The 14,171-nt window shown below is 73.3% G+C and carries 11 protein-coding genes; 5 read left to right on the forward strand and 6 right to left on the reverse strand.

The window, feature by feature from the left end:
- Nucleotides 1-15: 15 nt before the first annotated feature.
- On the reverse strand, nucleotides 16-1,656 hold the full coding sequence (gene pgm / locus OG448_RS01020) for a phosphoglucomutase (alpha-D-glucose-1,6-bisphosphate-dependent) (protein WP_405550722.1): 1,641 nt from the start codon (nucleotides 1,654-1,656) through the stop codon (nucleotides 16-18).
- A gap of 182 nt (nucleotides 1,657-1,838) precedes the next feature.
- Here pgm and OG448_RS01025 point away from each other — a divergent pair, with 182 nt between their 5' ends.
- Nucleotides 1,839-2,435: a GNAT family N-acetyltransferase gene (locus tag OG448_RS01025; protein WP_405550724.1), complete on the forward strand. Its 597-nt coding sequence runs from the start codon at nucleotides 1,839-1,841 to the stop codon at nucleotides 2,433-2,435.
- Here OG448_RS01025 and OG448_RS01030 read toward each other — a convergent pair.
- The 4 genes from OG448_RS01030 to OG448_RS01045 all read right to left on the reverse strand — a co-directional run bounded on the left by OG448_RS01030 (nucleotide 2,411) and on the right by OG448_RS01045 (nucleotide 7,094).
- Nucleotides 2,411-3,205 (reverse strand): SDR family NAD(P)-dependent oxidoreductase, encoded by a 795-nt coding sequence (locus tag OG448_RS01030; RefSeq protein ID WP_405550726.1) that lies wholly within the window; start codon nucleotides 3,203-3,205, stop codon nucleotides 2,411-2,413. The two genes, OG448_RS01025 and OG448_RS01030, sit on opposite strands and share 25 nt — an antisense overlap.
- A gap of 155 nt (nucleotides 3,206-3,360) precedes the next feature.
- Nucleotides 3,361-5,220, reverse strand: coding sequence for an arabinofuranosidase catalytic domain-containing protein (locus OG448_RS01035; RefSeq protein WP_405550727.1), 1,860 nt, complete (start codon nucleotides 5,218-5,220; stop codon nucleotides 3,361-3,363).
- Nucleotides 5,221-5,385: 165 nt separating this feature from the next.
- Entirely contained in the window at nucleotides 5,386-5,991 is a 606-nt protein-coding gene (locus tag OG448_RS01040) for a CE1759 family FMN reductase (RefSeq protein ID WP_405550728.1), read from the reverse strand.
- Nucleotides 5,988-7,094, reverse strand: a complete 1,107-nt coding sequence (locus OG448_RS01045; protein WP_405558623.1) for an LLM class flavin-dependent oxidoreductase — start codon at nucleotides 7,092-7,094, stop codon at nucleotides 5,988-5,990. Before OG448_RS01045 ends, OG448_RS01040 begins: the two co-directional genes overlap by 4 nt.
- Nucleotides 7,095-7,344: 250 nt before the next feature.
- Here OG448_RS01045 and OG448_RS01050 point away from each other — a divergent pair, with 250 nt between their 5' ends.
- Nucleotides 7,345-8,322, forward strand: a complete 978-nt coding sequence (locus tag OG448_RS01050; RefSeq protein ID WP_405550731.1) for a DUF5996 family protein — start codon at nucleotides 7,345-7,347, stop codon at nucleotides 8,320-8,322.
- Between the two features lie 21 nt (nucleotides 8,323-8,343).
- On the opposite strand, the gene OG448_RS01055 is transcribed toward OG448_RS01050, so the two are convergent.
- Nucleotides 8,344-8,541: a hypothetical protein gene (locus OG448_RS01055; RefSeq protein WP_405550734.1), complete on the reverse strand. Its 198-nt coding sequence runs from the start codon at nucleotides 8,539-8,541 to the stop codon at nucleotides 8,344-8,346.
- Between the two features lie 269 nt (nucleotides 8,542-8,810).
- Between OG448_RS01055 and OG448_RS01060 the strand changes: the two genes are divergently transcribed.
- Genes OG448_RS01060 through OG448_RS01070 form a run of 3 tightly spaced genes read left to right on the forward strand, consistent with a single transcriptional unit; the run spans nucleotide 8,811 to nucleotide 14,079 of the window.
- Nucleotides 8,811-9,899, forward strand: coding sequence for a BTAD domain-containing putative transcriptional regulator (locus tag OG448_RS01060; protein ID WP_405550736.1), 1,089 nt, complete (start codon nucleotides 8,811-8,813; stop codon nucleotides 9,897-9,899).
- Nucleotides 9,900-9,932: 33 nt separating this feature from the next.
- Nucleotides 9,933-12,173 (forward strand): TOMM precursor leader peptide-binding protein, encoded by a 2,241-nt coding sequence (locus tag OG448_RS01065; RefSeq protein WP_405550739.1) that lies wholly within the window; start codon nucleotides 9,933-9,935, stop codon nucleotides 12,171-12,173.
- Entirely contained in the window at nucleotides 12,163-14,079 is a 1,917-nt protein-coding gene (locus OG448_RS01070; protein ID WP_405550741.1) for a TOMM precursor leader peptide-binding protein, read from the forward strand. The genes OG448_RS01065 and OG448_RS01070 overlap by 11 nt, the downstream gene beginning before the upstream one ends.
- Nucleotides 14,080-14,171: the final 92 nt, after the last annotated feature.

Here is a 14,171-nt window from a genome sequence, read left to right on the forward strand (position 1 = left end):
CCCCCGCACCGGGGCTCAGTCGCCGAGCGCCCCGAGGACGACGCCCTGGGCCTCCTCCTGCACCCGCGCGAGGTGGTCCGGGCCGAGGAACGACTCGGCGTACACCTTGTACACGTCCTCGGTGCCCGAGGGGCGGGCCGCGAACCAGGCGTTGGCGGTGGTGACCTTGATGCCGCCGATGGGGGCGCCGTTGCCGGGCGCCTCGGTGAGGACGGCGGTGACCTCCTCGCCCGCCAGGGTGTCGGCGGTGACCTGGGCCGGGGACAGCTTGGCGAGCAGCGCCTTCTGCTCGCGGGTCGCCGGGGCGTCGATGCGGGCGTAGGCGGGCTCGCCGAAGCGCTCGGTGAGCCCGGCGTAGTGCTCGGAGGGGGTGCGGCCGGTGACGGCGGTGATCTCGGAGGCGAGGAGGGCGAGGAGGATGCCGTCCTTGTCGGTGGTCCACACCGAGCCGTCGCGGCGCAGGAAGGAGGCGCCCGCCGACTCCTCGCCGCCGAAGCCGAGGTCCCCGCTGAGCAGTCCGTCCACGAACCACTTGAAGCCGACCGGCACCTCGACGAGCCTGCGGCCCAGGTCGCCGGCGACCCGGTCGATCATCGTGGAGGAGACCAGGGTCTTGCCGATGCCGGTCGCCTCGGGCCACTGCTCGCGGTGGCGGTAGAGGTAGTCGATGGCGACGGCGAGGTAGTGGTTGGGGTTCATCAGTCCGGCGTCCGGGGTGACGATGCCGTGCCGGTCGGCGTCGGCGTCGTTGCCGGTGGAGAGGGCGAACCGGTCGCGCTGCTCGATGAGCGAGGCCATCGCGTACGGGGAGGAGCAGTCCATACGGATCTTGCCGTCCCAGTCCAGCGTCATGAAGCGCCAGGTGGGGTCGGCGTGCGGGTTGACCACGGTCAGGTCGATGTCGTGCTCGTCGGCGATCCGGCCCCAGTAGCCGACGGAGGCGCCGCCGAGCGGGTCGGCGCCGATGCGCAGCCCGGCGTCCCGGATCGCGTCGAGGTCCAGCACGCTGGGCAGGTCACGGACGTAGGCGCCGAGGAAGTCGTACCGGCCGGTGGTGTCGGCGGCGAGCGCGCGGGCGTAGGGGACGCGGCGGACGTCCTTCAGGCCGCCCGCGATGATCTGGTTGGCGCGGTCCTGGATCCAGGAGGTGGCGTCGGAGGGGGCCGGGCCGCCGCTCGGGGGGTTGTACTTGAAGCCGCCGTCGGCGGGCGGGTTGTGCGAGGGGGTCACGACCACGCCGTCCGCGAGGCCGGTGGTGCGGTCCCGGTTGTGGGCGAGGATGGCGTGCGAGACCGCCGGGGTGGGGGTGTAGCCGTCCTCGCTGTCGATGAGGACGGTGACGCCGTTGGCCGCGAACACCTCCAGCGCGGTGACCTTCGCGGGCTCGGACAGGGCGTGGGTGTCGGCGCCGAGGAACAGCGGGCCGTCGATGCCCTGGGCGGCGCGGTACTCGCAGATCGCCTGGCTGGTGGCGGCGATGTGGTCCTCGTTGAACGCGGCCGCCAGGGACGAGCCCCGGTGCCCCGAGGTACCGAAGGCGACCCGCTGGGCGGGGTCGGTCAGGTCCGGGTGCAGGGCGTAGTACGCCGTGACCAGGCGGGCCACATCGACAAGGTCCTCGGGACCGGCCGGACGGCCGGCTCGCTCGTGCGCCATGGGTCCGCTCCTCCGCATCGTGTTCTCTCGAAACGCTCAGGGCCATTTTGGCTTGTCAGGGCCCGTACGAGCGAATGGACCCACCCCGCCCGGCACCCGCTGCCGCGTACAGCGGACGCCTCTGCCTCACCGGCGGGAGTCCGCGTCCGGGTTCATCTGCCCCACCGGGCCGGTGTGCAAGCATGGTCGGGACGCGAGGGGTCGGAGGGGGAAGCGTGATCGGTGGGGATGCTCTTCTGCTGCGGCCCTGGCGGGCGGCGGACGCGGCGGAACTGGTGCTGGTGCAGCGGGGTGACGCGGCGCTGCGGCGCTGGACGGGTGCGGCCGTGGACGACGAGGCGGCGGCACTCGAGTGGATCGCCGGGCAGGCGCGGGGGTGGGAGACGGGCGACCGTCTGGGGTTCGCCGTCGTGGCGGCCGGCTCCCCCGATCCGTCCGACTCCCCTGACGGGGAAGGGGAGTTGCTGGGTCACATCGCGCTCAAGGACGTGCTCTCCGGTGACGGCCGGGCCGAGGTCGGTTACTGGACGGCCGCGCGGGCGCGAGGCCGGGGCGTGGCCCCGCGCGCGCTGACGGCGTTGACCGGATGGGCCTTCACCAGGGGGCTGGCCCGGCTGGAGTTGCTGCACCAGATGGACAACACGGCGTCCTGCCGGGTGGCGCTCAAGTGCGGCTACGAGCGGGCGGGTGTGGTGCCCGCCGCGCCGCCCGAGTTTCCCCTCGACGGGTGCCTGCACGCACGGCTCCGGGACGGTCAGGGCAGGATGGCGTCCACGTAGCCGCCGTCCACGCGGAGGGCGCCGCCGGTGGTGGCCGATGCCTGGGGGGAGCTGAGGTAGACGACCATGTTGGCGATCTCCTCGGGCTCGATCAGGCGCTGGATCAGGGACTGCGGGCGGTACTCGCGCATGAAGACCCGCTGGGCCTCGTCCCAGGGCAGCTTCTTGTCGACGAGTTCGTAGACGAAGTCCTCGACGCCCGCGGTGTGCGTGGGGCCCGCGATGACGGAGTTGACGGTGACGCCGGTGCCCGCGGCCTTCTTGGCGAAACCCCGGCCGACCGCGAGCAGGGCGGTCTTGGACATGCCGTACTGGATCATCTCGGCCGGGATGACGATGGCCGAGTCGCTGGCGATGTACAGCACGCGGCCCCAGCCGCGGTCGGTCATGCCGGGCAGGTAGTGCCGGGTCAGCCGGACGGCCGCGAGGACGTTGATCTCGAAGTAGCGCCGCCACTCGTCGTCGGTGAGTTCCAGCGGGTCGGCGGTGCCGAAGATGCCGAGGTTGTTGACGAGGATGTCCACCTGGGGCAGGTCGCGCAGCAACTGCTGAGCCCCCTCCTCGGTGGACACGTCGGCGGCGGCCGCGACGAACTCGGCGTCCGGGGCCTGCTCGGCGAACTCGGCGATGCTCGCGGAGACACGGTCCTTGTCGCGGCCGTTGACGGCGACGCGGGCACCGGCGCGGGCCAGGCCCAGCGCGATGGCCGCGCCGATGCCCTGTGTGGAGCCGGTGACCAGGGCGGTGCGTCCGCTCAGATCGAGGTGCATGGTGCGGGGGTTCCTTCCGGTACGGGTGCGGCGGCTGCGCCCAGTGTGCGGGGGCGGGGCGCGACGGACGGAGAAGCGCCGTCCGCCCGCGTGTTTCACCCCTCCCCCGCAGCCGCTTCCCCCGTATCCGGCGGGGAAGCCCCGGTGCCGGGCCGTCAGTTCAGCTTGAACTTCTGCGCGGCGGCGCCGTTGCAGTCCCAGATCTGGAGCCGGGTGCCGTTGGCCGTCGTGCCGTTCGGCGCGTCGAGGCAGCGGCCGGACTGGGGGTTGCGGAGCGAGCCGTCGGCCTGCTGCTCCCACTTCTGGCCCCCGGCCCCGTTGCAGTCCCACAACTCGACCTGGGTGCCGCTGGCCGTGCCGTTGCCGTTGATGTCCAGGCAGCGGCCGAGGGTGGAGAGCGAGGTGTCGGAGCGGTGGAACCAGTGCTGGTCGACGGACCAGGTCTGGCAGTCCCAGAGCTGGACGGCGGCGCCGTTGACCCCGGTGTCGTCGGCGGCGACGTCGACGCACTTGCCGCCTGGCGCGGCGACCGGTGCGCCGCCGTTGACGGAGAACTTCTGGGCGGCCGAGCCGTTGCAGTCCCAGATCCGCAGCCGGGTGCCGTTGGTGGAGGTGCCGTTGGGCGCGTCGAGGCAGCGGCCGGACTGGGGGTTGCGGAGCGAGCCGTCGGCCTGCTGGACCCACTTCTGCCCGCCGGCCCCGTTGCAGTCCCACAGCTCGACCTCGGTGCCGTTGGCCGTGCCGTTGCCGTTGATGTCCAGGCAGCGGGAGATGGTGCCGAGGGAGGTGTCCGGGTTGTGGGTCCAGTGCTGGTCCTCGGCGTAGCTCTGGCAGTCCCAGAGCTGGACGGCGGCGCCGTTGACCCCGGTGTCGTCGGCGGCGACGTCCACGCACTTGCCGCCGGGGCCGGTGATGGTGCCCTGGGGGCCGTTGGGCACGTTGGTCTGGCCGGAGTAGCCGGCCGCGACGACGTTGGCCTGCACCGCGTTCTCGGCGGCGTCGGAGGGATAGCCGGAGACCATGGCGCCCTCGAAGAAGGTGCCCATGTTCCAGTTGCTGTTGTCCCCGCCGGTGCCGAGGATGATGCCGCCCTCCTGCTGCATGGGCCGGTACCCGCCGCGTGAGGGCAGCGCGCCGTCCCACCAGGTGCTCAGGGAACCGGTCTGGGAGTTGCCGCCCTTGAGGGCGTACCGGGTCTGGCCGTCGTTCTTCAGCACGGCAGTGACGTAGGTGCTGCTGTTGCCCCGGTTGGCGAGGTTGGAGCCGTTGTCGCCCTGGAACATGCCGTTCTCCAGGTCGGCCTCGACCCAGGGGCCGTTGCCGGTGCAGGGGGCGAAGTAGCAGGTGGTGGCGATGGAGACGGCGTCCATGTGGCCGTTGCCGGTGTCGGCGGGGGTGCGCTCGGCGTTGCCGTAGTCGAAGCAGCAGGCGGAGCCGACGTGGGTGCCGCTGGCCACCATGTAGACGCCCTCGGGCTGGCCGTTGACCGCGACGCCGGAGGCGGCGCCGGTGGAGCGGTAGCCGACGCCGGGCGAGATCCAGATGCCGTAGACCTTGTGGCCGCCCGCGGTGACGGCGAGTTCGCTCGCGTCGGCGGCGCGGTCGGCGCCCATGCCGGCGGTGCCGGCCGGGCCGGGGTTGAGGTCGTTGTGGCGGCTGGTCTGGTCGTAGATCTTCGTCATGCGACAGGTGGTGCCGCCGCAGAAGGTGTCCTGACGGCCCGCGTCCGCGTAGCCGCCGGCGGCCAGGAGGCCGATGTCGGTGGCGGCGCCGTCCGAGGCGCGGGTGACCCGGTACAGCGGGCCGTTGTAGCCGGCGAACAGCGCCCGGACCGTGCTGTGCGCGGCGACGCAAGGGGTGCCGGCGGCGGCGTAGATGTCGCAGGGCGCCGACCCGGCGGCCTGGGCGGGCGCGCTCAGCCCGGCCAGGGCGCCGAGCAGCAGGGCGAGTACGGACAGGACGGCCCCGAGGTGCCCGCGGAGACCTGGTAACACGGCGGATCGGAATGCGCGCATCGTCTGCTCCTTCGGCCGGCCGCGTGGTGGGGAGGCGGAGTCGACGACTCCTCACGGCCGCTCGGGAACGTACGAAGCGCGATCGAACGCGTCAAGATTTGTTGCTTCAGACTTGTTCAAGCTTTTGCCTGTGTGGTGATTTGTTGCTTTGGGCGGGGCCGGCCGTCAGCTTCCGCCCAGCAGGCCCCGCATCGTCGCCAGGTCCGCGTCCTCCTGGGTCTCGCGGGTGCGGGGGCCGCAGGCGCGCAGGAGGCGGGTGAAGTCGGCGGCCGCCGCGTTGATGCGGGCGCCGAGGGCCGCGCCGTCCTGGGTGCCGAAGTCGCTGGTGGCGGCGTAGACGGGGCGCGGGGAGACGATCGCGTGGAGGTAGGAGAACATCGGGCGCAGCGCGTGTTCGAGGACGAGGGAGTGCCGTTCGGTGCCGCCGCTGGCCGCGATGAGGACGGGCATGTCGGAGAGGGTCTCCTCCGGGAGCACGTCGAAGAACGACTTGAACAGGCCGCTGAAGGACGCGTTGAAGGCGGGGGTCACCGCGATGACCCCGTCCGCCCCGGCGACGGCCTCGAAGGCCGTGTCCAGCGCCTCGCCGGTGAAGCCGGTGAGCATCGCGTCCATGACGGGGTGGGCCAGCGGGCGCAGTTCGACGAAGGACAGTTCCACCGGCTCGCCCTGCGCCTCGAGTTCGCGGGTGACGGCCGCCGCCAGCCGGTCCGCGAGGAGCCGGGTGGAGGAGGGCTCGCGCAGCCCGCCCGTGATGATCGTGATCTTCATCGCGCCTCCGCGTCGCCTTCGTCGGTCGCGTCCTCGCGTGCGCGCAGCAGCGAGGCGTGGGTGGGGGCCGCCGGGGTGCCTTCGGGCCGGTCCTTGGCGAACTCCCGGCGCAGCACGGGGACGACCTCCTCGCCGAGCAGGTCGAGCTGTTCGAGGACGGTCTTGAGCGGGAGTCCGGCGTGGTCGATGAGGAAGAGCTGTCGCTGGTAGTCCCCCACGTATGCGCGGAAGCCCAGGGTCTTCTCGATCACCTCGGCCGGTGAGCCGACGGTGAGCGGGGTCTGCCGGGTGAACTCCTCCAGCGAGGGCCCGTGTCCGTACACCGGGGCGTTGTCGAAGTAGGGCCGGAACTCCTTGACCGCGTCCTGGCTGTTGGCCCGCATGAACACCTGCCCGCCGAGCCCCACGACGGCCTGCTCCGGGGTGCCGTGGCCGTAGTGCGCGAACCGGCGCCGGTAGAGGCTGACGAGCTGTTCGGTGTGGGAGGCCGGCCAGAAGATGTGGTTGGCGAAGAAGCCGTCCCCGAAGTAGGCGGCCAGTTCGGCGATCTCGGGGGTGCGGATGGAGGCGTGCCAGACGTAGGGCGGTACGTCGTCCAGCGGGCGGGGCGCGAGGGTGAAGCCCTGGAGCGCGCTGCGGAACTCGCCCTCCCAGTCGACGGTCTCCTCGCGCCAGAGGCGGCGCAGCAGGCCGTAGTTCTCCACGGTGAGCGGGATGGCCTGGCGGATGTCCTGGCCGAACCAGGGATAAACCGGGCCGGTGTTGCCCCGGCCCAGCATGACGTCGGTGCGGCCGCCGGACAGGTGCTGGAGCACGCTGAAGTCCTCGGCGATCTTCACCGGGTCGTTGGTGGTGATCAGCGTGGTGGAGGTGGAGAGGATGATCCGCTCGGTCTGCGCGGCGATGTACGCGAGCAGGGTGGTCGGCGAGGACGGGACGAAGGGCGGGTTGTGGTGCTCGCCGGTGGCGAAGACGTCGAGCCCGACCTCCTCGGCCTTGCGCGCGATGGCGACGGTCGCCTGGATGCGCTCCGCCTCGGTGGGGGTACGGCCCGTGGTGGGGTCGGGGGTGACGTCCCCGACGGTGAAGATGCCGAACTGCATCCCGGCCGCGCCGGTCGCTTCGGTCGACGCCATGCTGGGCTCCTTCAGACGCTTCCGCGGAACTGGCGTACTGAGGTGGGGTGTCCCGTCATCGTGTCACGCCGGGTGCGATCCGGCACGGGCGGGAAGGAGGCGAGGCTCCGGGGCGCGTGGGAGAATCGGGGGGTGTGCGGTCGTATGTCTGCCATGCCGTGATTCCGGCGATTTACGGCCGTCGAGGACAGGTGGATCGATCCGCCGGGAGGCTCCCGTGAGCGAACGTCCCGAGGCGTGGCCGGTGCTGGACCACGCGGAACTGGGCCCCATGATCGAGTATGTGAACCGGGTGGTTCAGGTCGCGGGCAAGTACTCGCTGGACGAGCCCTTCGAGGAGGGCTGGGGCAACATCGTGCTGGAGGTGTCCCCGCGCGGGCTGCGTACGCCGACGTTCCGGCGGAACGGGGTGACCTTCACGGTGCACTACCGGCTGCTCGACGGTGACGTGGTGATCGAGACCGACGGCGCCTCGCGGACGCTGTCGCTGGGACGGACGTCGGTCGCCGACTTCTACGCCTCGTTCTGCGAGGCCGCGTCCAAGCTGGGTATCCCGCATCCGCGCAGCGCGCAGATCTGCGAGATCCCCGCGGCCCCGCCGAACTTCGAGGACGACCGGGTCGAGCGGGTGTGGAACGCGCACTCGGCCCGGCTGATGTGGGAGGCGTTCGACCTCGCCGCGTCCGGCCTGGAGGCGTGGCAGGCCCCGTTCCTCGGGCACCGGCCGCGCGTCGGCGTGATGTGGGGCGGGTTCGACCTGTCGGCGACCCGGTGGCGCCCGAAGCGGACGGACCCCGGGCCCGAGGGCCCGCCGTTCATGCGCAACGCCCAGTTGCACGAGTACGTGTCGGTGGGGTTCTCCTTCGACAACACCCACGGCGACGGCAGCAGCCCGCTGGACATCGGGATGTACGCCTACATCTGGCCGCAGCCGGACGGCCTGACCGGCCGCTCCTGGGGTGTCGAGGGCGCCGACTGGCACCCGGACCTGGGCCTCGCGCTGCTGCCGTGGCAGAACCTGCGCCGGCTGCCGGACCCGCACGGGGCGATCGTCAGATTCGGCGACGCCGTGTACGAGGCGGCGGCGCAGACCGCGGGCTGGCCGACGGACCTGGTCGGACCGCGGGTCGACGGCTGGTACATGAGCGAGCACCAGCCGGCCGAGCACGCCGAGCACGTGGGGCATCGAAGCTGAGCGGACCGGCCTCCGCGGGGATCAGCCGCGCTGGTCCCCGGCGGCCGGGGGGTCGAGCCGCCGGTTCTCCGCCAGCAGCTCGTCGTACTTGTGGGAGAGCTCCTCGTACCGTTCCTCGCCGTCAGGGTCGTCGGAGTCGCGTTTGCGGCGGCTCAGGATGTACAGCACGACCGGTCCGGTGATCATCGAGACGACCGGGATCAGCGCCCACCACGGCATGGTTGTTCCTCCCCTGCGCGGCCGTCACGGGAGTGCGCCGCGCCACTTCACCGGGAGGGTATGCCCTGGCAGGGCGCTCGCCAACACCGCTCGGCGCAAAAGCCTTCGCGTCCCCCGCTCGTCATCAGGTGTTTCGTGCCAACCACTGGACGGACCGACCGGTTCGCTTCTAAGTTCCCGTCTCAGCAGATCACTTGTTCACGTCCTACACCCCTGGTGTGAACAAGTGCCCTGTCGTGCGAGGCAGTTGGTGCATCACTTACCGTGCGATGCGAAAGGCTGTGGTGAAGACCGGATTTCCCGCGCCCGACGGCGCCCTTCCCGATCAGCAGGCCACCACGGCGCGTCCGGGCCGCCCCCGCTTCCAGGTCCTCGGCCTGCTGGCCATCACCGACGGTCACGAGACCGTCGTCCTCCAGCCCTCCAAACCGACCTCACTGCTGGCCGCCCTGCTGCTGCACCCCGGTGCCGTGGTCTCGGGCGAGCTGCTCCAGCGCGTGGTGTGGGGCGACCGTCCGCCGTCCGGCGGGAGATCGGCACTGCACACCTGTGTTCTCCGACTGCGTCGGCTGTTCTCCAAGTACGGGGTCGCCGACCACGCCATCGAGGCGGTGCCCGGCGGCTACCGGCTCCAGGCCGACGCCGAGACCCTGGACCTCCTCCACTTCCGCGACCTGCTCGGCCGGGCCTCGGCCGGCGACGACCCGGAGTCCGCGCTGCGGCTGGCGCGGGCGGCGCTGGGACTGTGGAAGGGGCCGCTGCTCGGCAACGTCCACTCCGACGAGCTGCACCGCGACCACGTGCCGCGCCTGGCCGAGGAGCGGCTGCTCGCCGTGGAGCGGGTCTTCGACGGCGAACTCCGCCTGGGCAGACACCGGGAGATGATCGCCGAGGCCCGTGAGGCGGTGCGCGGCCAGCCCGGCCACGAGGGGCTGTCGGCGCTGCTCATCGAGGCGCTGTACCGCTCGGGCCGCCGGGCCGAGGCGCTCGCAGAGTACCGCCGTATCCACGCCCATCTCACCTCCGAGCTGGGGGTGGAGCCGGGTGCGGCGCTGCGCGGTCTCCAGCTCGCGGTGCTGCGCGGCGAGCCGTACGGCGGGCGCCCGGCGCTGCCCGCGGCCGGTGTGCCGCCCTCGGGTGCCGCCGGGGCGTCGTCCGCGCTGGAGCGGGCCTCTCCCCCGGCACCGGGATCGCTGGTGCTGCGCGCACTGGTCGACGCCGGACTGCTGGAGGAGGACACCTCGGGCCGCTACCGGGTCCACGACCTGCTGCGGCTCTTCGTCCAGGCGGCCGGCACCAGCCTCCCGGCCACCGCACCGCACGCCCCGGCGGAGAAGTCCCCACCCCCCGCCGACTGACCGCTCCCCCGCTCTTCACGGAGGTTAGCCAGCATGGCCCCTGCTCCCTCGTCCCACGAGGAGATCGCCCGTTCGCGGCCGCGCATCCGCCGGGACGTCCTGTTCACCCGCACCCCGAACGGCGTGCTGTTCCACAACGCGCACGGCGGGTTCAACGTCGTCACCCAGTCCGCGTACCGCTTCGCCGCGCTGATCGTGCCCCATCTCGACGGGGAGCGGCGGGTCGAGGAACTCTGCGCCGGCCTGGGGGACAAGCAGCGCGACATGGTGGTCCAACTCGTGCGCGCACTCTACGCGCGTGGTTTCGCCCGGGACGCCGGGCCAAGACCCACCGGCGGCACTTTGTCACCGCAGGTGACGGCGCGTTTCGCCCATCAGCTCGACTATCTGGATCATTACGCCGACGACGCCCACGGCAGGTTCGCCCGGTACCGGGACACCCGCGTGGCGGTGCTCGGGGACGACGAGATGGCGAGGTGGGCCGCGCTGGCCCTGCTGCGCAACGGCTGTGCCACGGTGGCCGTCACGGTCGAGGACGCGGCGGAGGGCGCCCTCGACCGTGAGCCCCGGGGCTCGGCCGGCCTGGACGCGGAGGTCGCGGCTCTCACCGAGGCGGGCTGCGCGCCGACGCTGGCCCGGCTGGGCGGGGGAACGCTGGGCTGGGCCGACCTCGACGGCTGGGACACCGTGCTGGTGACCGGGGCGAGCGCGCCCGCCCAACTGCTGCGGCTGCTCACCGAGGGCGTGCCGGACGGGCGGCGGCTGCTGGGGGCGTGGACGTTCGGGGAGCGGGCGGTGGTCGGGCCGGTGATGACGGCCGGGACGCCTGGCTGCTGGTCCTGCGCCGCGCTGCGGCTGGGCGCGGGCTCGGACGCCGCCGACAGCGCCGACCTGTGGTCCGGCCTCGGTCCTGCCGCCCCTCTGGGCACGCCCGCGCGGGTGCCCACCGGGCCGCTCGCGGGGATGCTCGGCAACCTGCTCTCGTTCGAGGTGTTCCGGCTGGTGACGGAGGCGCTGCCCGCCGAGACCCGTAACCAGGTCATTGTGCAGGACCTCAACTCCCTGGACGTGCTGGCCGAACCGCTGCTGCCGCATCCCCGCTGTCCCTTCTGCGCCTCCGGCGAGCCCAAGGCCCCGGACGGGGCCGCGCTGCGGGTGCCGCACGCGGACGACGAGCCGGTGGCACTGCCCGCCGACGGCCCGGCGGACGAGGCGGCGGCCAAGGGGGCGTTGGCCGCCCTGGAGCTGCGGGACGTCCTGGTCCGGGAGGCGGCCGGGGTGTTCGGCGGCTACACCGACGACGACTGGGAGCAGACTCCGCTCAAGGTGAGCACCGTACGCCTGGGCGTCTCCCCGGGCCGGGTGCGCGAGGTCTCCGCGATCGACGTGCACCACGTGGCCGGGGCCCGGCTCGCCGCGCTGTTCCGGGGCGCCGAGGTGTACGCCGAGCATGTGGTGCCGCCTCGGGTGCTGGAGGGCGGTGGCGCGGGGAGCCGGGTCGCGCCGGCCGAACTCGCCGTGGCCAGCGGGCTGGACGTGCCCATGGACCGGGTCGCCGCGTGGTCGGAGGCGACCTCCTTGCTCGACGGGCGGGCCGTGCTGGTGCCCACGGGCGCGGTGCGCACCCTGGGCGGCTGGAACGACCAGGGCCTGTTCGAGCGCACCTCGGCCGGTACGGGCGCCGCGGGCACCCCCCGCGCGGCCCTCGCCCGCGCCCTGCGCTCCGCCCTGGCCCACGACGCCCTGCGCCGGGCGATCCGCAGGGCAGCCCCGGTACGGCTGGTCGACCTCGACTCCCTCACCGTTGATGCCGAGTTGCTGTTCCTGCTGCGCTCGGCGGAGAACCTCGGCGTCACGGTGGAGGTGCTGGACCTCACCGAGGCGGGGACCGCCGCGCTGCCCGTGGCGGTGGCCCGCTGCACCGACCCGGAGAGCGGGGCGGTGCGCTGGGCGCCGGGCAGCGGTCTGCGTCCGCGCGAGGCGGTGCTGGAGGCGTTGCGCGATCTGCTCGGCGCGGAGCAGATGCGTCGGGCGGGGGCCGAGCCGGACCTCGGCGACCCGCTGTGGGCCGATCTGGAGGCGGCGACGCTGGTCCCCGAGGGTGAGCCGGTGCCGCTGCGGGCGGCCGGGACGGACTGGGCCGGGGTGCTGGACGCCCTGGCGGCGGCCGGGCGGGACGCGTTCGCGGTGCCGGTGGCCGCGCCGGACCTGGCGGCGGGCGAGATACACGCCGTACGGGTGCTGCTCACCGCTGGCGGGTCCGGTGCCCACTGACACGGAGGCGGCGCCGGTCGCCGTCGACGCGCCGTGGGACGCGGTGTGCGCACGGCTGACCGCCGCGCTCGCCTCCCGTGTCCCCGGTCGGCCCGCCGTCGTGACGGCACTCGGTGTCCGCGATGAACGCGGCGATGCCACAACGGGGTCGGCGCCCGGCGTGATCCCCGTGGGCCTGTACGGGCATCACGCCGTGGTCGGCCCGGTGGCTCCGGTCGGCGGGCGTGGCTGTCCGCGCTGTCTGGCCCGGCGCTGGCAGGCGGTGCGGGCCGGGTTCCTGCGGGACGCGCTGGAGCAGGGCGGCCCGACGCGGGCGACCGGGAACCCGCCGTGGGAGGCCGACTTCGTGGTGGACGCGCTGGCCGCGCTCGTCTCGGCGGCCGACGCCCACCCCCGTGCCGTGCGGCATCCGTGGGTGTGGCTGCTGGATCTGGAGACGTTACGGGTCGCCCGGTTCCCGCTGGTGCCGGACGGTGAGTGTCCGGCCTGCGCGGACCGGCCGGACGACACGGCCGAGGGTGCGCGGATCGACCTGGAGCCCGCCCCGGAGCACGCGCCGGGCAGCTTCCGTACCCGGCCGCTCGCCGCGTACGACCTGCCGCTGGAGGCGTTCGCCAACCCGGTGACCGGAATGCTCGGCCCCTCCGTGGCGCCCGATCTGACCTCGGCCTCCACCTCGTCGGCGGTCGGCGCCTTCACCACCCGCTCCGGCGCCTATCTGCGCGAGTGCTACTGGGGCGGCCACACCGGGGCGTACGGCACGAGTGTGCGGGTCGGGCTGCTGGAGGGGCTGGAGCGGTACGCGGGGATGCGGGCGCGTGCCCGGCGCCCGGTCGTCACGGCCACGCTGGAGGAGCTGGGCGACACGGCGGTGGACCCCCGGGTCACCGGGCTGTACCCGGACACCTTCGACGCGGACGCCGTCGGCGCGCCCCGCTTCGCGCCGGACCTGCCCATCCGGTGGGTGTGGGGCTGGTCGCTGCGGGACGCCCGGCCGGTGCTCGTGCCCGAGGTGGTGGCGTACTACCACGCGCCGGGCGGTATCCGGCGCCGGTTCGTGCAGGAGAGCTCCAACGGCTGTGCCTCGGGCGGCGGTTTGGCCGAGGCCGTGCACCACGGGCTGATGGAGACCATCGAGCGCGACGCCTTCCTGCTGGCCTGGTTCGGCCGGGCCAGGCTGCCCGAGATCGACCCGGCGAGCAGCACCCGGCCCGCGACCCGCGCGATGGTCGACCGGCTGGCGATGTACGGATACCGGGCGCGGTTCTTCGACACCCGGATCAGCTTCCCGGTGCCGGTGGTGACCGCGGTCGCCGAACGGGTGGACGGCGGGCCGGGGCTGCTGTGCTTCGGCGCGGGTGCCTCCCTCGACCCGGAGGACGCACTCGCGGGCGGGCTGTGCGAGATCGCCACCGACTCGGTGAATCTGCGCCGCCGTACCGCCCGCGAGGAGCGGCGGCTGCGCCGGATGGCGGCCGACTTCGACGAGGTGCGGGTACTGCACGACCATCCGCTGCTGTACGGGCTGCCCGAGATGGGCCGGTACACCGACTTCCTGCTGCGTGGCCGGGACGACGGCGACCGCGTCCCGCTCGCCTCGCTCGCCCCGGACCGCCCCCGGCCCCGCCCGGCGGATCTGCGCGCGGACGTGGAGGCCGTCCTGGCGGCCGTGACCGCGCGCGGATTCGACGTGGTGGTGGTCGACCAGACGGCGCCGGAACAGCGGGAGTCGGGGCTGAGCACGGCCAAGGTACTGGTGCCCGGCCTCCTCCCGATCGACTTCGGCTGGAGCCGGCAGCGCGGCCCGTGGCTGCTCCGTACCCGCACGGCGCTGCGGGAGGCCGGGCTGCGTACGGCCGATCTGACGCCGGACGACTGCAATCCGGCCCCGCATCCCTTCCCCTGACCGCCCTGGCGGCTGTCCGCACCAAAGACATCCCGGGCGCCCGGCCCGAACCGCCGGGCGCCCGCCACAGACGAGCTGACTAGGGAGTGACC

This window comes from Streptomyces sp. NBC_01171 (assembly GCF_045039805.1).
In the GTDB taxonomy this organism is placed as follows: Bacteria; Actinomycetota; Actinomycetes; order Streptomycetales; family Streptomycetaceae; genus Streptomyces.